Here is a 19,887-nt window from a genome sequence, read left to right as displayed (position 1 = left end):
GGTATGCAGGCTGGCGCCGCCTGGCCTTGTTCCTTGTGGATCGGGTTGGCGGGCTCCGGCTTCTTATTGGGCGCCATCCGCCCCGGGAGGTTCCACCTGACGAAGGTTGCAGGATCTTGCAGACGGGTGTGGCCGCAGCAGCTGGCGGCTCAGGAGGCCTGCACCCACGGCCAGCGGTCGGGTGGCGTGGCCTGGTTGGCCAGGCACAGCCAGCCGTGACGGGCATCGATCACCTGATGCAGCAAGGCGTCGAGGTGCTTCTGGCCGACCTCGAGGATGGCAGCACGCAGCCGGGGCAATGCCGGTTCCTCGCCGGCCAGCCGGGTCTGCCAGGCCCAGTCGGCCACCGCGGCATTGCCCATGGCCGGTTCGTCGAACTGCTCGGCCAGTTGCTGGCGGGCCAGCGGGTCGAGGCGTACGCCCTCGCCGAGCAGCGTCAGCAGATGGCCCAGCAGTTCGCCATGGCCGGTGTGCGGGGATTGCATGCCGAACAGCAGCCCGCCGTATCCCGCGACCTGGCGGAAGCCGCTGAACACCGCATAGCCGAGCTGCAGCTCGACCCGCAGCCGCTGGTACACCGGCCCCTGCAGCAGGTGCCCGAGCAGGCGGCCAGCGGCCTGCAGCTCGGGTGGCAGCGGGCAGAACAGCAGCAGCGCGGCTTCGCTGCCTGCTGTGCCCACCTGTCGCCAGCGGCGACCGGCCTGGCTGCTCGGTGCCCGCAGGGAGTCCGCCTGGCCCATGATGCCGCGCAGCGAAGCCCCGAGCGCACCGTACCGGGTAGCGTCGAAACCCAGCGCCAGGCCGTGCCAGCGGGCGTGCTGCCAGAGCCCATCGAGCAGAGCCTGGTCGAGAATGCAGGCAGGTTCGGGCGTGCCTGCGTCGGCGTGCAGGGCTTCCGGCAGCGCCATCAGCAGGGCGCGGATCGGAATGGGCGCAGGCGTTTCGCCACTCGCCCCGTGCCAGTGTTCGCGGGCGGGGCCACGCAGATGCTCGAGGGCTTCGCCGATGGCGTGGATCACGGCGTCGGGGTGGCCGCTGATCTGCAACTGCCAATAGGCGCCACTGGCGGTGAACGCCAGGTGCAGCGCAGCCTGTTCTGCACGTTCGCGCAGCGTGCCCAGAGCGCGTTCGACAATCATCTGGAAGCGCCGGCGCAGGGCCGAGTCAATACGCCAGCGCAGGTAAATGGCGGCGAACTGCTGGGAGGCCGGCAGGCTGTGGTCGATTAGCAGGCTGGCCGGCAGCGGCGCACGTCGTGCGGGCGGCGCTGCCAGCAGGGGCTCCTCCGCGGGCAGTCGCCAGTCGCCCTGATCGCACCGTGGCAGGTCATCGAGCAGCGCGCCCAGGGCCTCCAGGCCGTGGCGGTCGAGCTCTCGGAACGGTTGCCCGGCGCTGTCGCGGCGCGCCAGTTCCAGGGCGCTGGCGGCCAGTTCACGGCGTCCTTGCCGGCGGCCGAAGCCGGCGTTGAGGCGCTGAAGATCCTGTTGGCGGATGAAACCCAGCCAGCCATGCAGCAGCGTCTGTATCTGGCTCGGGCAGGCCGTGTCGGTCAATTGCAGCTCGATGTGCCAGAGCAACTGGCCGGCATGGGCATACAGCGGCTGGGCCGAGCAGGCCTGCAGCCAGCCGCGCCGCCGCAGCTCGGCCAGCCAGCCGCCCGGGCGGTTGTCACGCAGCAGGCCGAGCAGCAGCTCCAGCGCCTGCGGTGCACCCGCCGGCAGGGCCTCGTGGGCGAACAGCAGGTCGCAGTGGGGCGCGCGTGCCTGGCGCAGGCGCAACGGGCCGTCGAGCAGGGGCAAAGGGGCACCGCGTTGCTGGCGGCTGCCGGGGGCGAAAAACGTCGCGTGGCGGCGCCCCAGTTGCTCCAGTTCGGCCAGCGATTGTGGCCCGGCGAGGCTCAAGGTGATCTGCCCGGCCTGGTAGAAACGCTGGTGGTAAGCCTGCAGGGCCTGCTGGAACGTAGCGGCCTGCAGCGGCAGGCTGTAGCGGTTGCCGGCATGGAAGCCGCTCAGCGGATGGCGCGGCGAGACCGCCTGCAGCAGGGCGAAGTGCCGTTGCGCCTGGTGGTCCCGTGACCAGGCGATGAACTCGGCATGGATCACGTCACGCTCGCGGCGCTGGCGCTGCAGGTCAAGCTGCGGCTCGGCGAGCATGTCGCAAAGGCGCAACAGCGCGCCATCCAGGCCAGCGGGTGGCACTTCGAAAAAGAAGTCGGTGTGGCGCTCCGCGGTACTGGCGTTGACCTCGCCACCCAGGCGCTGGACGTGGCGCATCAGGCCGTCCTCCAGCGGGAAGCGTGCGGTGCCGAGGAACAGCAGGTGCTCCAGAAAATGCGCCAGCCCCGGCCAACGCGCCGGCGCATCGTGGCTGCCGGCATGGATGCGCAGGGCCGCGGCGCTGCGCTTGAGGTGCGGCGCGTGGCGCAGGTTCAGCTGCAGGCCATTGGCGAGAGTGAGGTGGCGGGTGGTGCGCGGCATGGGATCTCCATCGTCCTGGCCGCCATCCTAGCAGGCCGTCGAAAGCCCGTCGGCGTTGCCGCTCACTGCACTTGGTCCGCGGCAGTCGGGCTACCCGGCGTTGGCCGCGCTCCGCAGTCGTTCGCGGGCACCACCGGCCACGGCCAGCGCATCCAGCCAGGTCCACCGCGCCGGCCCATCCGCCGGCCAGGCGCTGCTCAGCCCTTGCAGGCGCTCGAGCTGGGTGCGCTCGGCATCCAATTCGAGCTGCTTGAGCCGTTGGCGCAGGGCGGCCAGTTCCGCATCGTCGGCTGCCGCGTCGCGCCAGCCCTGGCGCAGGGCCCTCAGCGGCGCCACCACCCCATGCTGCCAGGTGGTGGCCAGGGCTCGCAGCTGGGCTTCGCGTTCATCGCTCTGGGCCACGCCACGGCTGTCCAGCCACAGCCCGCACAGCACCAGGCAGACATCGGCGCCGGCGGCCTGCAGTTCCAGGCAGGCGGCTTCCACGCCTGGACGGGCGTAGAGGGTGGTGGCGAAGGTCCACAGGTCAGCGCTCATGCGTGCTCCGAGTATGTGGCGAGGGACTCTGGTAGAATCCGCCGCCATTATGATCCGACTCCAGAATCTTACCCTACAGCGTGGCCCTCAGCGTTTGCTCGAGAACGCCGAGCTGACCCTGCACGCTGGCCACAAGGCCGGCCTGATCGGTGCCAATGGCGCCGGCAAGTCCAGCCTGTTCGCCCTGTTGCGCGGCGAATTGACCCCCGATTCCGGTGACTGCCTGCTGCCCGGTGACTGGCGCATCGCCCATATGCGCCAGGAGGTCGATACCCTCGACCGCCTGGCGGTGGACTACGTGCTCGACGGCGACCACCACCTGCGGCGCGTGCAGGCCGAGCTGGCCGCTGCCGAGCAGGGCCATGACGGCGCGGCCATCGCCCGCCTGCACAGCGAGCTGGACAGCGCCGACGGCTATACCGCCGATGCCCGGGCGCGCAAGCTGCTGGCCGGCCTGGGTTTCGACAACGCGCAGATGGGTCAAAGGGTCGGCGACTTCTCCGGTGGCTGGCGGATGCGCCTGAACCTGGCCCAGGCGCTGATGTGCCCGTCCGATCTGCTGCTGCTCGACGAGCCGACCAACCACCTGGATCTCGATGCGATCCTGTGGCTCGAAGGCTGGCTGCAGAGTTACCCCGGCACCTTGCTGCTGATTTCCCACGACCGCGATTTCCTCGACGCCGTGGTGGATCACGTCGCCCATGTCGAGCAGCGCAAGCTGACCCTCTATCGCGGCGGCTACTCGGCCTTCGAGCGCACCCGCGCCGAACGTTTGGCCCAGCAGCAGCAGGCCTACGAGAAGCAGCAGGCGCAGCGTGCGCACATGGAAAAGTACATCGCCCGCTTCAAGGCCCAGGCCACCAAGGCCCGCCAGGCGCAGAGCCGCATCAAGGCCCTGGAACGCATGGAGGAGCTGAGCGCGGCCCACGTCGATTCACCCTTCGACTTCGTGTTCCGCGAGGCCGACAAGATTTCCACGCCGCTGCTCAGCCTCAGCGAAGGCCGCCTGGGCTATGGCGACAAGACCATCCTGCAGCAGGTCAAGCTGAGCCTGGTGCCCGGCGCGCGTATCGGCCTGCTCGGTCCCAACGGCGCGGGCAAGTCGACGCTGATCAAGAACCTCTCCGCCGAGCTGCAGCCGCTGGGTGGCAGCCTGACCCGCGGCGAGAACCTGGTGATCGGCTACTTCGCCCAGCACCAGCTCGACGCCCTCGACGACAAGGCCAGCCCGCTGCTGCACCTGCAACGTATCGCGCCAGCCGAGCGTGAGCAGACCCTGCGCGACTTCCTCGGCGGCTTCGACTTCCGCGGCCCGCGCTGCGACGAGCCGGTGGTGAACTTCTCCGGCGGCGAGAAGGCGCGCCTGGCCCTGGCGCTGATCGCCTGGGGCAAGCCCAACCTGCTGCTGCTCGACGAGCCGACCAACCACCTCGACCTGGAAATGCGCCTGGCGCTGACCATGGCCCTGCAGGAGTTCGCCGGTGCCGTGGTGGTGGTCTCCCACGACCGTCACCTGCTCAAGAGCACCACCGACGAGTTCCTGCTGGTCGCCGATGGTCGCGTGGCGCCGTTCGACGGTGACCTCGAGGATTACGCCCGCTGGCTGGTCGATTATCGCCAGCGCCAGATTGCGCCGGTCGCCGCCGCGCCCGCTGCAGGCGCCGGCAACGACAAGCGTGGCCAGCGCCAGGCGGCTGCGGCGTTGCGCCAGCAACTGGCGCCGCACAAGAAGGCGGCGGACAAGCTCGAGGCCGAACTGGGCCAGGTGCAGGCCAAGCTCGCGGCGCTGGAAGAGCGCCTGGGTGACAGTGGCATCTACGAGGCCGCGCGCAAGGACGAGCTGCGCCAGGCCCTGGCCGAGCAGGCGCAGCTCAAGGCGCGCGAGGCCGAACTGGAAGAGGGCTGGCTCGAAGCCCTGGAAACCCTCGAAGCATTGCAACGTGAACTGGAGGCCGTGGTTTGAACCTGGAGCTGATCGATTGGGCCTGGCTGGTATCCTGGAGCCAGCCGCTGATGCGCGCCGGCCAGGTGCTGCTGATCCTCATCCTGGCGTGGGTCGCCCAGCGCATTCTCACCCGCGGCATCACCCGCCTGGGCCAGCGCTACCCACAATTGCCGCCGGAGCTGCTGATGCCGTTGCGTGGCCTGACCCGCTGGCTGATCCTCGGTAGCGCCATCATGCTGGTGCTCGAGCGCCTCGGCGTCTCCGCCCAGGTACTGTGGGGCGCGCTGACCGGTTTCGTGGCGGTGGCGGCGATCGCCTTCTTCGCGATCTGGAGCGTGCTGTCCAACATGTTCTGCACGCTGCTGATCTTCGCCCTCGGGCCATTTCGCATCGGCGACTGCGTGGAGGTGCTGGAAAGCGCCGACAAGCCGGGCGTGCGCGGCCGGGTGCTGGCCATCAACCTGTTCTACACCACCCTGGAAGACCTGACCGGCGATGCGCCGGGCACCTGGCTGCAGATTCCCAACAGCCTGTTCTTCCAGAAAGCGGTACGCCGCTGGCGCAACGGCGAGCTGCCGACGGCGCGCAAGATCGAATCCTGATCCGAGGCGCCGCGGCTTTCTCGAAAGCCCTGTGCGCCACTATGGAATAGCTTTCGCGACCCCTGACGCCATGACGGCAATTCAGGTAGTTTCGACGTTTCGATAACCCCTCACCGAGGTCGCCACCATGGCTCTGGAAACCTGGCTCGCTTTCTTCGTCGCCTGTTGGCTGATCAGCCTGTCGCCGGGCGCCGGGGCCATCGCCTCGATGTCGGCGGGCTTGCAATACGGCTTCTGGCGCGGCTACTGGAACGCCCTGGGCCTGCAGCTGGGCCTGGCGTTGCAGATCGCCATCGTCGCCGCGGGTGTCGGCGCGGTGCTGGCCACCTCGGCCCTGGCCTTCAGCCTGATCAAGTGGTTCGGCGTGGCCTACCTGGTGTACCTGGGCTGGCGCCAGTGGTGCGCCGTGCCCGCCGACATGACCGTCACGGGCGAGCGCCCCATCGGCCGGCCGCTGAGCCTGGTGCTGCGCGGCTTTCTGGTCAACTTCGGCAACCCCAAGGCCATCGTCTTCATGCTCGCGGTGCTGCCGCAGTTCATCAATCCCCATGCGCCGCTGACCGAGCAGTACCTGGTCATCGGCGTGACCATGGTGACCGTCGACCTGATCGTCATGGCCGGCTACACCGGCCTGGCGGTGCGCGTGCTGCGCCTGCTGCGCACGCCGCGTCAGCAGCGCATCATGAACCGCAGCTTTGGTGCGCTGTTCGTGGGGGCAGCAGCGCTGCTGGCCACCGTGCGCCGCGCTCCCGTTTGAGCATGCGTGTCTGGATCGATGCCGACGCCTGCCCCCGGCTGGCTCGCGATCAGGTGGTCAAGTTCGCCCTCAAGCGTCACTTCGAGGTGGTGCTGGTCGCCGGTCAGGCGGTGGCGCGCCCCAACTTCGCCTGCGTGAAGCTGATCGTGGTGCCCAGCGGCCCCGATGCGGCCGACGATTACCTGGTGGAGCATACCGTACCGGGCGAGCTGGTGATCTGCAGCGACGTGCCGCTCGCCGATCGCCTGGTGAAGAAGGGCGTGTTGGCGCTGGATCCCCGCGGCCGGGAGTTCGACGAGCGCAATATGGGTGAGCGCCTGGCGGTACGTAACCTGTTCACCGACCTGCGTGAGCAAGGGCAGGTCGGCGGTGGACAGGCGACCTATGGCGACAAGGATCGCCAGGCGTTCGCCAACTCCCTGGATCGCTTGCTGACGCGTCTGTCGCGCGGTTGAGGTTTCGCTGACGAGCTTGCAGAGTCGACGCGCAGCTGGTCGTCACTCGTGGGTCATTTCCAGCACGCGATCGACCAGCTTGTTGATGCCCGAGGCCGCTTCGGCGATGGACTTGGCGAGCATGTAGGCCGGGGTGGTCACCAGCTTGCGCTCGGTGTCTTCGACGATGTCCTCGACATGGCAGTCCACGTGCTCGGCGCCCATTTGCGTCAGGGCGGCGGCGGTCTCGGCGTCGGTGCCGATGGTGCAGGTCACGCCGGCGCCGAAGAGGCGCGCGGCCATGGCCGGGGCGATGCAGATCAGGCCGACCGGCTTGGCGCCGCTGACGAAGGATTGCGCAGCGGCCAGCACGTCAGCCTGCACGGTGCAATCGGCGCCCTTGCCTGCGAAGTCGCAGAGGTTCTTGGCGGCGCCGAAGCCGCCCGGCACGATCAGCGCATCGAAGTCCTCGGCACGCAGTTCGCGCACGTCCCTGATGTTGCCGCGGGCGATGCGCGCCGACTCAACCAGCACGTTCCGGGCGGGCTGCATTTCCTCGCCATTGAGGTGGTTGATCACGTGGGCCTGGTCGATATCGGGGGCGAAGCACTGCACCTGGACGCCGCGCTGATCGAGGCGCAGCAGGGTGATGACGCTTTCGTGGATCTCCGAGCCGTCGTAGACGCCACAACCGGAAAGGATCACTGCAACTTTCTTGTTCATCGACCAACTCCTGATGAAGGGCGAGCCCCACGTGGCACGTGTGAGCGGAGCGTTCGCCGGGAAAACCTGCTTGATGTTATGACTGGCAAGTCAGCCAATTGTTACAGCCTTTTGAACCTGGGCCCGGCTCCAGTCAAGCATCGCGCTTCAGCCTTGGCGCTGTCTACGCCGGTACAACCAGACGCCGAGGCCGATTACCAGCAGGGCGCCGAACAAATAGAACTGCACCTGGTGCAGCTCGCCGAGCAGGCCCTCCAGAGCGCGCCCGAGCTTGTAGGCCAGGGTGCCGAGCGCGATGGCCCAGATCGCCGCGCCGATGGCGTCGAGAATCACGTAGCGGCGCCGCGGGTAGCCGGAAATACCGATGGCCAGCGGCATCACCGTGCGCATGCCATAGAAGAAGCGAAAGCCCAGCACCCACAGGTCCGGGTGGCGGCGCAGGTACACCAGGGCCTTGTCGCTCAGGGCCTGCCACTTGGGCTTGCGCTCGAGAATGCGGCGGCCATGCCGACGGCCCAGATGGAACCACAGCTGGTCGCTGGCATAGGTGCCGAGAAAGGCGAACAGGATCACCAGCTCGATCTGCAGGATGCCGCGCAATGCCAGGTAGGCCGCCAGCAGCAGTGACATTTCGCCCTCGAGAAAGGTGCCCAGCGCCAACGCCGGGTAACCGAAGTGCTGCAGCAGATTTTCCAGCATGTAGAGATGACCGTCGAAAAAGGGGGTGGCAAGGCTACGCCGTTCGACATGCTAAAACAGCATTTGTCGAAAACCTGTGAAATGTCCACGCGCCCGGCTCGTTCCCGGCCGCCGCGGCGTCGCGAGCTTTTTACCGCGTGGGATGTGCCTTATGGGCTGCGACGCACCGTCGCAGTATTCGTTGTGGTCGTCATCATTTGGTCATAATGGCGGCTTATAACTGTCACACTTCGCCCGCTCGAGCGGGCCCAGGAGTCTGCCGTGAGCTTTACCCCCGCCAACCGCCTGTTCCCTGCCACCCGCCTGCGTCGCAATCGCCGCGACGACTTCTCCCGGCGCCTGGTGCGCGAGAACGTGCTGACCACCAATGACCTGATCCTGCCAGTGTTCGTGCTCGACGGCGAGAATCAGCGCGAGGCGGTAACGTCCATGCCGGGCGTCGAGCGGCTGTCCATCGACCTGCTGCTGCAGGAAGCGGAAAACTGGGTGGCGCTGGGCATCCCGGCCCTAGCGCTGTTTCCGGTCACCCCCGCGGAAAAGAAGACCCTCGACGGCAGCGAAGCCTGGAACCCGGACGGTATCGCCCAGCGCGCCACCCGCGCGCTGCGTGAGCGTTTCCCCGAGCTGGGGGTGATCACCGACGTGGCGCTGGACCCGTTCACCACCCACGGCCAGGACGGCATCCTCGACGAAAACGGCTACGTGCAGAACGACATCACCGTCGATGCGCTGGTCAAGCAGGCACTCTCCCATGCCGAGGCGGGCGCCCAGGTCGTCGCCCCCTCGGACATGATGGATGGGCGCATCCAGGCAATTCGCGAGGCCCTGGAACTGGCCGATCACGTCAACGTGCGGATCATGGCCTACTCGGCCAAATACGCCAGCGCCTACTACGGCCCGTTCCGCGACGCGGTGGGCTCCTCGCTGAACCTGGGCAAGGCCAACAAGGCCTCCTACCAGATGGACCCGGCCAACAGTGACGAAGCGCTGCACGAAGTGGCCAGCGACCTGGCCGAAGGCGCCGACATGGTCATGGTCAAGCCGGGCATGCCCTACCTGGACATCGTTTCCCGGGTCAAAAGCGAATTCAAGGTGCCGACCTTTGTCTATCAGGTCAGCGGTGAATACGCGATGCACATGGCCGCCATCCAGAATGGCTGGCTGAGCGAGGCGGTGATTCTCGAGTCGCTGACCGCCTGCAAACGAGCGGGTGCCGACGGCATCCTCACCTACTTCGCCGTGCGTGCGGCCGAACTCATACGACAGGGGCAGTAGCCCCTCCAGGGTATTTCAATGAGCAACGAAGGACTCAGTGAGAACGAACAGCTCGATGTGCCGGCCCTCAGCCTGCCGGTGATCGACGAAGCGCCGGTGGAAACAGTCGTGGAAACACCCCTAGTCGAAACCGCGGCAGCGCCCGTGGTCGTGCCCAGCCTGGATGACAGCAGCCTGTACATCCATCGCGAGCTGTCGCAGCTGCAGTTCAACATCCGCGTGCTGGAACAGGCGCTGGACGAGTCCTACCCGTTGCTGGAACGCCTGAAGTTCCTGCTGATCTTCTCCAGCAACCTCGACGAGTTCTTCGAGATCCGCGTCGCCGGCCTGAAGAAGCAGATCAACTTCGCCCGCGAACAGGCCGGCGCCGACGGCCTGCAACCGCACCAGGCGCTGTCGCGCATTTCCGAGCTGGTGCACGAGCAGGTCGGCCGCCAGTACGCCATCCTCAACGATGTGCTGTTCCCGGCACTGGCCAAGCACGGCATCAATTTCATCCGTCGCCGCTACTGGACGACCAAGCACAAGGCCTGGGTGCGCCGCTATTTCCGCGACGAGATCGCGCCGATCATCACCCCGATCGGCCTCGACCCGACCCACCCCTTCCCGCTGCTGGTCAACAAGAGCCTGAACTTCATCGTCGAGCTGGAGGGCGTCGACGCCTTCGGCCGCGACTCCGGTCTGGCGGTGATTCCGGCGCCGCGCCTGTTGCCGCGCATCATCAAGGTGCCGGAAGAGGTGGGTGGCCCGGGTGCCAACTACGTGTTCCTGTCGTCGATGATCCACGCCCACGCCGACGACCTGTTCCCCGGCATGAAGGTCAAGGGCTGCTACCAGTTCCGCCTGACCCGTAACGCCGACCTGTCGGTGGACACCGAGGACGTCGAAGACCTTGCCCGCGCCCTGCGTGGCGAGCTGTTCAGCCGCCGCTACGGTGACGCGGTGCGCCTGGAAGTGGTCGACAGCTGCCCGAAACACCTGACCGACCAGCTGCTCAAGCAGTTCGGCCTGTCGGAAAGCGAGCTGTATCAGGTCAACGGGCCGGTCAACCTGACCCGCCTGTTCAGCATCACCGGCCTGGACAGCCACCCGGAACTGCAGCACGCGCCGTTCACCCCGGTGATCCCCAAGCTTTTGCAGAACAGCGACAACCTGTTCAACGTGATCAGCAAGCAGGACATCCTGCTGCTGCACCCTTTCGAATCCTTCACCCCGGTGGTGGATCTGCTGCGCCAGGCGGCCAAGGATCCCCACGTGCTGGCGATCAAGCAGACCCTGTACCGCTCGGGCGCCAACTCGGAAATCGTCGATGCGCTGGTGGAAGCCGCGCGCAACGGCAAGGAAGTCACCGCGGTGATCGAATTGCGCGCGCGGTTCGACGAGGAATCCAACCTGGCCCTGGCCAGCCGCCTGCAGGCTGCCGGTGCGGTGGTGATCTATGGCGTGGTCGGCTTCAAGACCCACTCCAAGATGATGCTGATCTTGCGCCGCGAGAACGGCGAGATCCGCCGTTACGCGCACCTGGGTACCGGTAACTACCACGCCGGCAACGCGCGGCTGTACACCGACTATAGCCTGCTGACCGCCGACGTGGCCCTGGGCGAGGACGTCTCCAAGCTGTTCAGCCAGCTGATCGGCATGGGCAAGACCCTGCGCATGAAGAAGTTGCTGCACGCGCCCTTCACCCTGAAGAAGACCCTGCTCGACCTGATCGCCAAGGAGACGGCGAGCGCCGCCGAAGGCAAGCCGGCGCACATCATCGCCAAGTTCAACTCGCTGACCGATGCCAAGATCATCCGTGCGCTGTACAAGGCCAGCCAGACCGGCGTGAAGATCGACCTGGTGGTGCGCGGCATGTGCTGCCTGCGCCCGGGCATTCCCGGGGTGTCGCACAACATCCAGGTGCGCTCGATCATCGGCCGCTTCCTGGAGCACACCCGGGTCTATTACTTCCTCAACGGCGGTGACGAGCTGATCTACCTGTCCAGTGCCGACTGGATGGAGCGCAACCTCGACAAGCGGGTGGAGACCTGCTTCCCGGTGGAAGGCAAGAAGCTCATCACCCGGGTCAAGAAGGAGCTGGAGGCCTACCTCACCGACAACACCCACGCCTGGGTGCTGCAGCCCGATGGCCGCTACGTGCGGCTGTCGCCCACCGGCAACCAGAACTCGCGCAGCGCGCAAGCCAGCCTGCTGGAGAAGCTCAGCGCACCGGTGATCACCGCGCGCTGATCGGCTGGATTGGAAAACGGGCCCTTTGGGCCCGTTTTTTGTCGTGAGTTTTTCGCGCAGGGCCTAGAACCAGGTGTCCTGCATCGCCAGGCAGGTATCGTCGCGGCGGGCCAGAATGTCCAGGTCATGGTGGCAGCCGGGCACTTCCCTGAGCAGGAAGTAGCGCGCGGCCTGCAGCTTGCCATCGTAGAAGTCGTTGTCGGCGCCGTTGCCGGCCAGGCGCCCCTGCTCGGCGCGCACCGCCTGTTCCAGCCAGCGCCAGCCGAGTACCAGGTGGCCGAACACCTTGAGGTACAGCGCCGAGTCGGCGAGTGCCGTGTTGACCCGGCCCTGCTGCAGGTCGCCGAGCAGGCCAAGGGTGATTTCCGACAGGCGCGCCAGCAGGGCCAGCAACGGCTGGCGCAGGGCGTCCAGTTCGCTGAACCGCTCGGCCCGCTCGCAGGTATCGATGATCCGCTGACGCAGCGCCTGCAGCGCCGCGCCGCCGTGCTGGCCGACCTTGCGACCGAGCAGGTCGAGGGACTGGATGCCGTGGGTGCCCTCGTGGATCGGGTTGAGGCGGTTGTCGCGGTAATACTGCTCCACCGGATGATCACGGGTGTAGCCGTGGCCGCCAAGGATCTGGATCGCCAGGGCGTTGGCCTGCAGGCAGTATTCGGACGGCCAGGACTTGGCGATGGGGGTCAGCAGGTCGAGCAGCCGCGCGGCCTGCTCGCGTTGCTCGGCGTCTTCCAGGGTCTGACTGTCGTCGACCAGGCGCGCGCAATACAGCACCAGGTCGAAGCCGCCCTCCACGTAGGCTTTCTGGGTCAGCAGCATGCGCCGCACGTCGGCGTGCTCGATGATCGCCACCTGGCCGCCGGCCTGCTTGGCATCGGGCAGGCGCCCTTGGGGGCGCTGGCGGGCGTAGTCGAGGGAATACAGGTAGCCGGCATAGCCGAGCATCACCGCGCCCATGCCGACGCCGATGCGCGCCTCATTCATCATCTGGAACATATAGGCCAGGCCAGCATGGGGTTTGCCGACCAGATAGCCTACGCAATTGCCCTGATCACCGAAATTCAGCGCCGTGGAGGTGGTGCCCCGCCAGCCCATCTTGTGGAACAGGCCGGCCAGGGCCACGTCGTTGCGAGCGCCGAGGCCGCCGTCTTCTTCGACCATGAGTTTCGGCACGATAAACAGCGAAATGCCTTTCACCCCGGCCGGCGCATCGGGCAGGCGAGCCAGTACCAGGTGGACGATGTTCTCGCTGAGGTCGTGATCACCACCGGAGATGAAGATCTTGTTGCCTTTGATGCGGTAGCTGCCGTCGCCTGCCGGTTCGGCGCGGGTGCGGATATCGGCCAGCGAGGAGCCGGCGTGGGGCTCGGTCAGCGCCATGGTGCCGAAGAAGCGCCCGTCGATGATCGGCTGCAGAAAGCGGCGCTTCTGCTCCTCATCGCCAAAGGCCTCGATCAGGTTGGCGGCAGCCATGCTCAGCAGCGGGTAGGACGCCGTGGCGATGTTGGCCGCCTGGAAATGCGCGAAGCAGGCCTGGGACAAGAGGTTGGGCAGCTGCATGCCGCCCAGCTCGAAGTCCCGCGTGGCGTTCAGGAAGCCGGCCTCGTTGAAGGCCTGCAACGCCGGTCTGACCTCGGCGATCAGCCTGGCGCCGCCGTCGACGTACTGCGGCTCGTGCTCGTCGTTCTTGCGGTTGTGCGGGGCGAACAGATTTTCGGCGATGCTGCGCGCCGTGCCCAGCGCGGCGTCGAAGGTTTCCCGGTTGTGTTCGCTGAAGCGCGGGCGCCGGCTGAGTGCTTCGGCGTCGAGCACTTCGTAGAGTTCGAACGCCAGGTTGCGGGCGCTGAGCAGGGTATCGGGCATGGTGGTTCTCCGCTGGAATGAGGCCAGTCTAGGGGCCTCACCACGTCTCGCCAGCATCATCGAAGCCGGTGATACCCGGGGAGAAGTCGAACGGCGTCGGGCAGTCGCTGCGCCAGGCGCCCAGGCCGGCTACAATTCGCCTCCTGCTCAGGAGCCGATGATGAATTACCGCCACGCCTTCCATGCCGGCAACCACGCCGATGTGCTCAAACACCTGGTGCTGTGCCGCCTGTTCGCGCTGTTGGCGCGCAAGGACGCGCCCTACGCCTACCTGGACAGCCATGCCGGCGTCGGCCTGTACGACCTGGCGGGCGACCAGGCCAGCCGTACCGGTGAGTGGCGCGAGGGCATCGGCCGGCTGTGGGAGGCCGCTGATGCGCCCGAGCCGTTGCTCGATTATCTGGAAGTGATTCGCGCCATGAACCCCGATGGCGTGTTGCGCCATTACCCGGGTTCGCCCGAGCTGGCCCGCCTGCAGACCCGCGAGCAGGACCGCCTGCACCTGAACGAGAAACACCCGGACGACGGCCAGGCACTGAAGGAGAACATGGCCGGCGACCGCCGCGTGGCCGTACACCTGGGCGAGGGCTGGCACCTGCCGCGCGCCCTGTTGCCGACCCGCGAGAAGCGCGTGGTGCTGCTGATCGACCCGCCGTTCGAGAAGGCCGATGAGCTGGAACGCTGCGTCACCGCGCTCAACGAAGCCATCGGGCGCATGCGTCAGACCATCGTGGCAGTCTGGTACCCGATCAAGGACGAACGCCAGCTCAAGCGGTTCTACCGGGACATGGAAAAGAGCGCGGCGCCGAAACTGCTGCGCGCCGAGCTGTTCGTCCATCCGGCCGACGACGCCGGACGCCTCAACGGTTCAGGGCTGCTGATCAGCAATCCGCCATGGGGCTTGGAAGAGGAACTGCGCGAACTGCTGCCCTGGTTGGCCGAGCGCCTGGCGCAGAGTCAGGGCAGCTGGCGGCTCGACTGGCTGATCGCCGAGCAGCAGCCCTAAAAAGCTGTTCACGATCTTACATCGATTTTGGCAGCTGAGTGGCGGGTGTGGCTCGTGAGTGCGTGCTTTTTGTAGGAGGGGGCTTCAGCCCCGAGCTCTTTACGCCCTCATAAAGCTCGGGGCTAAAGCCCCTCCTACATTCCACCGGCCACTTCCGCCTTTCATGCTCATAAGGGTCATGAACGGGCTCTAGGGCTGCCACGAGCGTTCAAGCTAACGGCTGCCTAGCGACGTCGTGGATCGACGTAATAGGTCAGCTGCTGGCGCGGGTTGAGGTATTCGAGGGCCTCGGGCGGTAGCTGCGAGGGGCGAATGCTGGCGGCGATGGCCAGCTTCGGCTCGGCCTCGAGGTTGACGATCAACGCCTCCTCCTTGGGCACTGCCGGATCGTAGATGATCAGGGTCGGCTTCAGGGGCAGCGTCGGGTGCATGCCCAGCACCAGTGCGTAGCGCTCGTCCTCGAGCTGCACCAGGCTGCCGGGCGGGTAAACGCCCATGCAGCGGATAAAGGCTTTCAGGGCGACATCGTCGAAGCGCACCCGATACTGCGGCAGGAACATCCGCGCCAACGCTTCGTGGGGGCTTAGCGCTACCCGCGGGTCGAGCGGGTTGCACAGGTTGTCGAAGTGGTTGGCGATGCACACGATCCGGCTCAGACGGCCGATGGACGCCTCGCGCAACTGCTGTGGATAACCGCTGCCGTCACAGTGCTCATGGTGTTCGTGGATGATGCGCAGCACATCGTCGTCGAGCATCAGCTTCTCGCCCATGCGCTTGCCGTACAGCGTGTGCATTTCCAGCAGCTGTTGCTCGGGACGGGTCAGCGGTGGCGGCTTGAGCAGTACCTTGCTGGGCACCTCCAGCTTGCCGATGTCGTGCAGCAGGGCGCCCATGCCGAGCATATGGCTGGCCTCGGCATCCAGGCCCAGCTGGCGGCCGAGCATCATCGACAGCACGGTGACGTTCAGCGAATGCACATAGGCATCTTCGGCGGCCTTGCCGGTGATGCTGTGCAGGGCGACGCCGTCCTCGCCGAGCATGGTGGTGACCAGTTCATTGACCAGTGCGCCCGCCTGCTTGACCGATTCTTCCGGCTGGTTGCGCAGGCTCTGGTTGAGGGTCTTGACCCGCTGGCTGGCCTGGATGAAGGCGCGATCGACTTCGGACAGGCGCTTGCGCAGCACGCTGAGCTGCTTGACCCGCGTCTGCCGTGCCTGCTCCTGGGGATCGGGCGGCGGTGGCGGGGCGGCGGGCGCCGGCACCGGCGTTTCGGCCAGGGTCAAGGGCTCGCAGTCGCTACGCGCCGGGTCATAGCGCAGGCGCTTGAGGCCCAGCGTACGTAGCTGCTTGAGCTGGCCTTCGTCCTTGATCTTGAAGTTGTTGAACGCGAACGAGTGCTCCCACCAGCTCAGGTCCAGGTGAACATAGAGGCCGATACAGAGTTGATTGGGGGCGATGTAAGGCAGGTTGGCAGGCATGCCGTGCTCGTCGTTTGCAGGCTGATTGCCCACAGTTTAGCCGGCTGTTGCCGTGATGGCAGCAGTTCTTCAGGCCATCACATCGATGCTGTTGCCCAGGTTTGGCGGATTGGCGGGAGCGCTGACCGGGGCAGCGGCCTGTACCAGGCCGCTGATGCTGGCGCTCTGTAGCTCAAGCGTCTTGCGCAGCAGCAGGAGCGACATCTGCGCGGAAATCTGCGCCGATGCCTGACTCGATACCTGGCTGGCGATGCTGCTCAGCTCCACGTCCGTGCGCTCCTGTTCAGGATTGAGGCGGCAGGCATACGCCGGTGCCGCCCAGGCCGCAATACCCTTCCGGGTTCTTGGCCAGGTACTGCTGATGGTAGGCCTCAGCATAGTAGAAGGTCGGCGCGGGCGCGATCTCGGTGGTGATCTCGCCGAGGCCGGCCTTGCGCAACTCCTCCTGGAACTGCTCCTGGCTGTGCCTGGCGGCAGCGAGTTGCTGCTCGTCAAGGCAGTAGATGGCCGAGCGATACTGGCTGCCGATGTCGTTGCCCTGGCGCATGCCCTGGGTCGGGTTGTGCACTTCCCAGAAGACCTTGAGCAAGTCCTCGTAGCGGGTCAGCTTGGGATCGAACACCACCAGCACGACCTCGGCGTGGCCGGTCAGGCCGGAGCAGGTCTCCTCGTAGGTCGGGTTCGGCGTATGGCCACCGGCATACCCCACCGCCGTGGTCCAGACGCCCGGCTGCTGCCAGAAACGTCGCTCGGCGCCCCAGAAGCAGCCGAGGCCGAACAGCGCGGTCTGCAGGCCGGCGGGGAAGGGGCCCTGCAGCGGGTTGCCATTGACGAAGTGGGCTTCGGGTACCGAGATCGGCGTTTCACGGCCCGGCAAGGTCTGCTCGGCGCTGGGCAGTTCGAGTTTGTGGGCGAGAATTTCCGAGCGTAGGGCCATGGTGACTGTTCTCCGAATCGTTGTGCTGGGGTAGACCGCGCTGGCTGACGGAGGTTGGTTACCGTCTGGCGGTCGGGCGTCGCGAGTAGCGCTTGAGACTTTCTACCAGATCGCGGCCCGGTATGGGGCGATCAAATAGATAGCCCTGACCGATATCGCAATGCTGACGGCGCAGGAACGCCAGCTGCGCGTGGGTCTCGACGCCTTCGGCGACGACCTTGAGCTTGAGGTTGTGGGCCATGGCGATCACCGCGGAGGTGATCTCCATGTCGTCCTCGCTCTCGGGGATGTCCTTGATGAAACTGCGATCGATCTTGATCACGTCGATGGGGAATTTCTTCAGGTAGCTGAGCGACGAGTAGCCGGTGCCGAAGTCGTCCATGGCCAGGGTCAGGCCCAGTTGCTTGAGGGCGTTGAGCTGGCTGCGGGTGCCGTCGGTGGCCTCCAGCAGCAGCCCTTCGGTCAGTTCCAGCTCGAGCAGGTTCGGCGGCAGCTGTTCTTCTTCCAGAATCGCGGCGATCGAGCCGACCAGGTCCGGGTCGCTGAACTGCTTGGGCGACAGGTTGATGGCCACCTGCAGGTTGCCCAGCCCGACGGCGGTGAGTTGCTTGCTCATGCGGCAGGCCTGGCGCACCACCCATTTGCCGATCGGCACGATGAGCCCGGTTTCCTCGGCCACGCTGATGAACTGGTCCGGGCGGATCATGCCTTTTTCCGGGTGCTGCCAGCGCAGCAGCGCCTCCATGCCCAGCAGCTGGCCGGTCTTCAGGCACAGTTTGGGCTGGTAGAACACCTCGAGCTCGTTCTGCGTCAGGGCGCGGCGCAGGTTGTTCTCGACGAACAGCTTGTAGTTGGCTTCCTCGTTCAGCACATCGGTGAACACCTGCATCTGGTGCTTGCCGTTGGCCTTGGCCTTGTGCAGTGCCAGGCCGGCATGCTTCATCAGGGTCTGCGGGTCGGCGCCATGTTCGGGCGAGCAGGCCAGGCCCACGGAGCCGCTGATGATGATCAGCTGGTTGTCGACGAACAGCGGCTTGTCGAGGGTTTCCAGCACCTGCTGGGCGATCAGTTGGCCGCGCTGGCTCTCGCAGTTGTCGAGCAGGATGGCGAATTCGTTGCTGGCGAAGCGCGCCAGGGTGCCTTCGCCGCTGAAGCTGTTGCGCAGGCGTTTGGCCAGGCTGACCAGCAGCTTGTCGCCGGTCTGGTGGCCGAGGGTGTCGTTGATGCGCTTGAAATTGTCGATGTCCACCAGCAGCAGGCTGACCGGTGCGGTACCGCTGCTGAAGCGCTTTTCCAGCGCACGGATGAAGGCGTAGCGGTTGCCCAGGCCGGTGAGGTTGTCGCTGTAGGCCAGGCGTTCGATGCGCTGCTGGGACTGCTTGGTCTCGGTGATGTCTTCGTAGATGCCGATGTAGTGGGTCAGGGTGCCGTCGTCGGCATGTACCTTGGAGATCGAGAACTGGCTCCAGTAGGGTTCCAGGTTCTTGCGCCGGCTCTTGAACTCGCCCTGCCAGCTGTTCTGCTCGGCGAGCCCGGATTCACTGTCGAACAGCAGTTCGCTGAGATTTTCCAGGGCCGGCAGCTCGGCGAGCTGACGGCCCTGCACCTCGTCGGCGCTGTACTGGGTGATGGCCGTGAAACTGGGGTTCACGTACTCCACCATGCCGTCACGGTTGAGCAGGATGAAGGCGCTGGCGCTCTGTTCGACGGCGCGTTGGAACAGATACAGGGCGCTGGTCGCATTGCGCCGCTCCTGATTGCTCAGCACGTTGGCGTACTGGTCGGCCAGCTCGCCGGCAAAGGCGACTTCGTCCGCCTGCCAGGCGCGCGGGCCGCCGGTGTGTTCCAGGCAGAGCACGGCGACCAACTCGCCGCCGACACGAATGCTGGCGTCAAGCATGGCCGATACCGCCTTGGGCCGCAGGTAGTCGTCGAGCAACTCACGGGTGCGCGAATCGTTCTCGGCGTCGTGAGCGTCGAGCGCACGGCCCTCCTTGAGGGCGCGCAGGTAGTTCGGGTAGCGCCGGCCGTCGATCGGCTGCGGCATCTGGTGTTGCCCCTGCTCCTGCAGGTAGAGCGCCACAGGTTCTAGGGTATCGCCGTTGAGGTGCCAGATACCGGCGCGCGCCACGCCATAGATCTCGCAGGCGCTGCGGGTGATCAGTTCGGCGGCCTCACGGCAGGGGTCATTGCCCTGATAGCGCTGGCTGGCCAGGCGCACGATGAGCTGCTGCTGGGCGAAGGCGCGCGTCTGGTGCTGTTGCAGCTCGGCCTGGCTGCGTTGCAGGTCCTCCAGCGCCTCCTGCTGGTGGGGCGGCGAGTCCGCGGCTTCGTCGCTGGTGATCAGCAGGTAGCCGCGCAGCAGGGCGCGCCCGCGCTGCTTGAAGGGCTCGCCCAGCTCCATCAGCTGCAATGGGCCGTGCGGCGTGTGCAGGGTATAGCGCACCAGGTAACGCGAGTTTTCCGCGAGTTGCTGCTGGATGGCGTCGTGCAGTTGGTAGCGCGCCTCCGGTTCCATCAGGCTGGCGTAGGGCGTTTCCACGAGGTTGCAGAGATCCCGGGGTGGGATGCCGAACTGCTTCTCGCAGCTCGCGTCGATAAACAGCAGCAGCCAGTTCGCCTCGTTCATCCGCTCGAAACGCATCATGCCGAGCCGCGAGGGCACGGGCAATTGCGTCACGACCTCGGCCATGGCACGGCCTGCGGTATCGGGATGGCTCTTCATCGAATGGCTTTATCCATCGGCTGGCACAGCTTACTGACCGGCCACATCACTATAGCGCTAACAAGGGGATTACCGTATCTGCTCCCGCCACCATGGGGCGATAGTGGTCGGCCTAGGTTGCACCATGGTGTGACGGCTGACAAGAAGTCTAATGGCATTGTGATGTCTTTATTTTAACTGCCTGATTTGAAACGGAT

16 protein-coding genes are annotated in these 19,887 nt (G+C 66.1%); 7 read left to right on the top strand and 9 right to left on the bottom strand.

From position 1 onward, the window contains the following. Nucleotides 1-149: 149 nt before the first annotated feature. Nucleotides 150-2,477: a pyrroloquinoline quinone biosynthesis protein PqqF gene (pqqF, locus tag K8U54_RS08330; protein ID WP_249909693.1), complete on the bottom strand. Its 2,328-nt coding sequence runs from the start codon at nucleotides 2,475-2,477 to the stop codon at nucleotides 150-152. 90 nt (nucleotides 2,478-2,567) lie between these two features. Next, the gene (locus K8U54_RS08325; protein WP_249909692.1) at nucleotides 2,568-3,014 is read right to left on the bottom strand and encodes a TIGR02444 family protein; all 447 of its coding nucleotides are present in this window, start codon (nucleotides 3,012-3,014) and stop codon (nucleotides 2,568-2,570) included. 49 nt (nucleotides 3,015-3,063) lie between these two features. On the opposite strand from K8U54_RS08325, the gene K8U54_RS08320 reads away from it, so the two are divergent. The 4 genes from K8U54_RS08320 to K8U54_RS08305 all read left to right on the top strand — a co-directional run bounded on the left by K8U54_RS08320 (nucleotide 3,064) and on the right by K8U54_RS08305 (nucleotide 6,773). Next, nucleotides 3,064-4,977, top strand: coding sequence for an ATP-binding cassette domain-containing protein (locus K8U54_RS08320; protein ID WP_249909691.1), 1,914 nt, complete (start codon nucleotides 3,064-3,066; stop codon nucleotides 4,975-4,977). Nucleotides 4,978-5,027: 50 nt separating this feature from the next. Beyond that, the gene (locus K8U54_RS08315; RefSeq protein ID WP_143485958.1) at nucleotides 5,028-5,561 is read left to right on the top strand and encodes a mechanosensitive ion channel family protein; all 534 of its coding nucleotides are present in this window, start codon (nucleotides 5,028-5,030) and stop codon (nucleotides 5,559-5,561) included. Nucleotides 5,562-5,688: 127 nt separating this feature from the next. Next, on the top strand, nucleotides 5,689-6,318 hold the full coding sequence (gene rhtB, locus K8U54_RS08310) for a homoserine/homoserine lactone efflux protein (protein WP_249909690.1): 630 nt from the start codon (nucleotides 5,689-5,691) through the stop codon (nucleotides 6,316-6,318). A 2-nt stretch (nucleotides 6,319-6,320) separates the two neighbouring features. After that, entirely contained in the window at nucleotides 6,321-6,773 is a 453-nt protein-coding gene (locus tag K8U54_RS08305; RefSeq protein WP_249909689.1) for a YaiI/YqxD family protein, read from the top strand. A gap of 42 nt (nucleotides 6,774-6,815) precedes the next feature. Here the strand turns inward: K8U54_RS08305 and elbB are convergent, their stop codons facing one another. After that, complete coding sequence (gene elbB / locus K8U54_RS08300; RefSeq protein ID WP_249909688.1) at nucleotides 6,816-7,475, bottom strand: isoprenoid biosynthesis glyoxalase ElbB; 660 nt, start codon at nucleotides 7,473-7,475, stop codon at nucleotides 6,816-6,818. A gap of 147 nt (nucleotides 7,476-7,622) precedes the next feature. Beyond that, nucleotides 7,623-8,174: a DedA family protein gene (locus K8U54_RS08295; RefSeq protein ID WP_249909687.1), complete on the bottom strand. Its 552-nt coding sequence runs from the start codon at nucleotides 8,172-8,174 to the stop codon at nucleotides 7,623-7,625. 261 nt (nucleotides 8,175-8,435) lie between these two features. Between K8U54_RS08295 and hemB the strand changes: the two genes are divergently transcribed. Together hemB and ppk1 are read left to right on the top strand one after the other, a co-directional pair. Next, a complete protein-coding gene (hemB, locus tag K8U54_RS08290) occupies nucleotides 8,436-9,449 on the top strand; it encodes a porphobilinogen synthase (protein ID WP_249909686.1) in 1,014 nt (337 codons plus the stop codon). An 18-nt stretch (nucleotides 9,450-9,467) separates the two neighbouring features. After that, entirely contained in the window at nucleotides 9,468-11,681 is a 2,214-nt protein-coding gene (ppk1, locus tag K8U54_RS08285) for a polyphosphate kinase 1 (RefSeq protein ID WP_249909685.1), read from the top strand. Between the two features lie 63 nt (nucleotides 11,682-11,744). On the opposite strand, the gene K8U54_RS08280 is transcribed toward ppk1, so the two are convergent. Further along, nucleotides 11,745-13,544 carry an acyl-CoA dehydrogenase gene (locus K8U54_RS08280; protein ID WP_249909684.1) on the bottom strand — a complete coding sequence of 600 codons (1,800 nt, stop codon included), beginning with the start codon at nucleotides 13,542-13,544 and terminating at the stop codon, nucleotides 11,745-11,747. A gap of 160 nt (nucleotides 13,545-13,704) precedes the next feature. Here K8U54_RS08280 and K8U54_RS08275 point away from each other — a divergent pair, with 160 nt between their 5' ends. Continuing rightward, nucleotides 13,705-14,550 carry a 23S rRNA (adenine(2030)-N(6))-methyltransferase RlmJ gene (locus K8U54_RS08275; RefSeq protein WP_249909683.1) on the top strand — a complete coding sequence of 282 codons (846 nt, stop codon included), beginning with the start codon at nucleotides 13,705-13,707 and terminating at the stop codon, nucleotides 14,548-14,550. Nucleotides 14,551-14,774: 224 nt separating this feature from the next. On the opposite strand, the gene K8U54_RS08270 is transcribed toward K8U54_RS08275, so the two are convergent. The 4 genes from K8U54_RS08270 to K8U54_RS08255 form a co-directional block, all read right to left on the bottom strand. Continuing rightward, complete coding sequence (locus K8U54_RS08270) at nucleotides 14,775-16,028, bottom strand: HD-GYP domain-containing protein (RefSeq protein ID WP_249909682.1); 1,254 nt, start codon at nucleotides 16,026-16,028, stop codon at nucleotides 14,775-14,777. Between the two features lie 69 nt (nucleotides 16,029-16,097). Continuing rightward, entirely contained in the window at nucleotides 16,098-16,295 is a 198-nt protein-coding gene (locus tag K8U54_RS08265) for a putative motility protein (protein ID WP_249909681.1), read from the bottom strand. Nucleotides 16,296-16,311: 16 nt separating this feature from the next. Continuing rightward, nucleotides 16,312-16,965 carry a peptide-methionine (S)-S-oxide reductase MsrA gene (gene msrA / locus K8U54_RS08260; protein ID WP_249909680.1) on the bottom strand — a complete coding sequence of 218 codons (654 nt, stop codon included), beginning with the start codon at nucleotides 16,963-16,965 and terminating at the stop codon, nucleotides 16,312-16,314. 58 nt (nucleotides 16,966-17,023) lie between these two features. Then, a complete protein-coding gene (locus K8U54_RS08255) occupies nucleotides 17,024-19,690 on the bottom strand; it encodes a sensor domain-containing phosphodiesterase (protein WP_249909679.1) in 2,667 nt (888 codons plus the stop codon). Between the last annotated feature and the right edge of the window lie 197 nt (nucleotides 19,691-19,887).

It is taken from the genome of Pseudomonas fulva (genome assembly GCF_023517795.1).
In the GTDB taxonomy this organism is placed as follows: domain Bacteria; phylum Pseudomonadota; class Gammaproteobacteria; order Pseudomonadales; family Pseudomonadaceae; genus Aquipseudomonas; species Aquipseudomonas fulva_D.
This window is presented reverse-complemented; position numbering and strand designations above follow the sequence as displayed.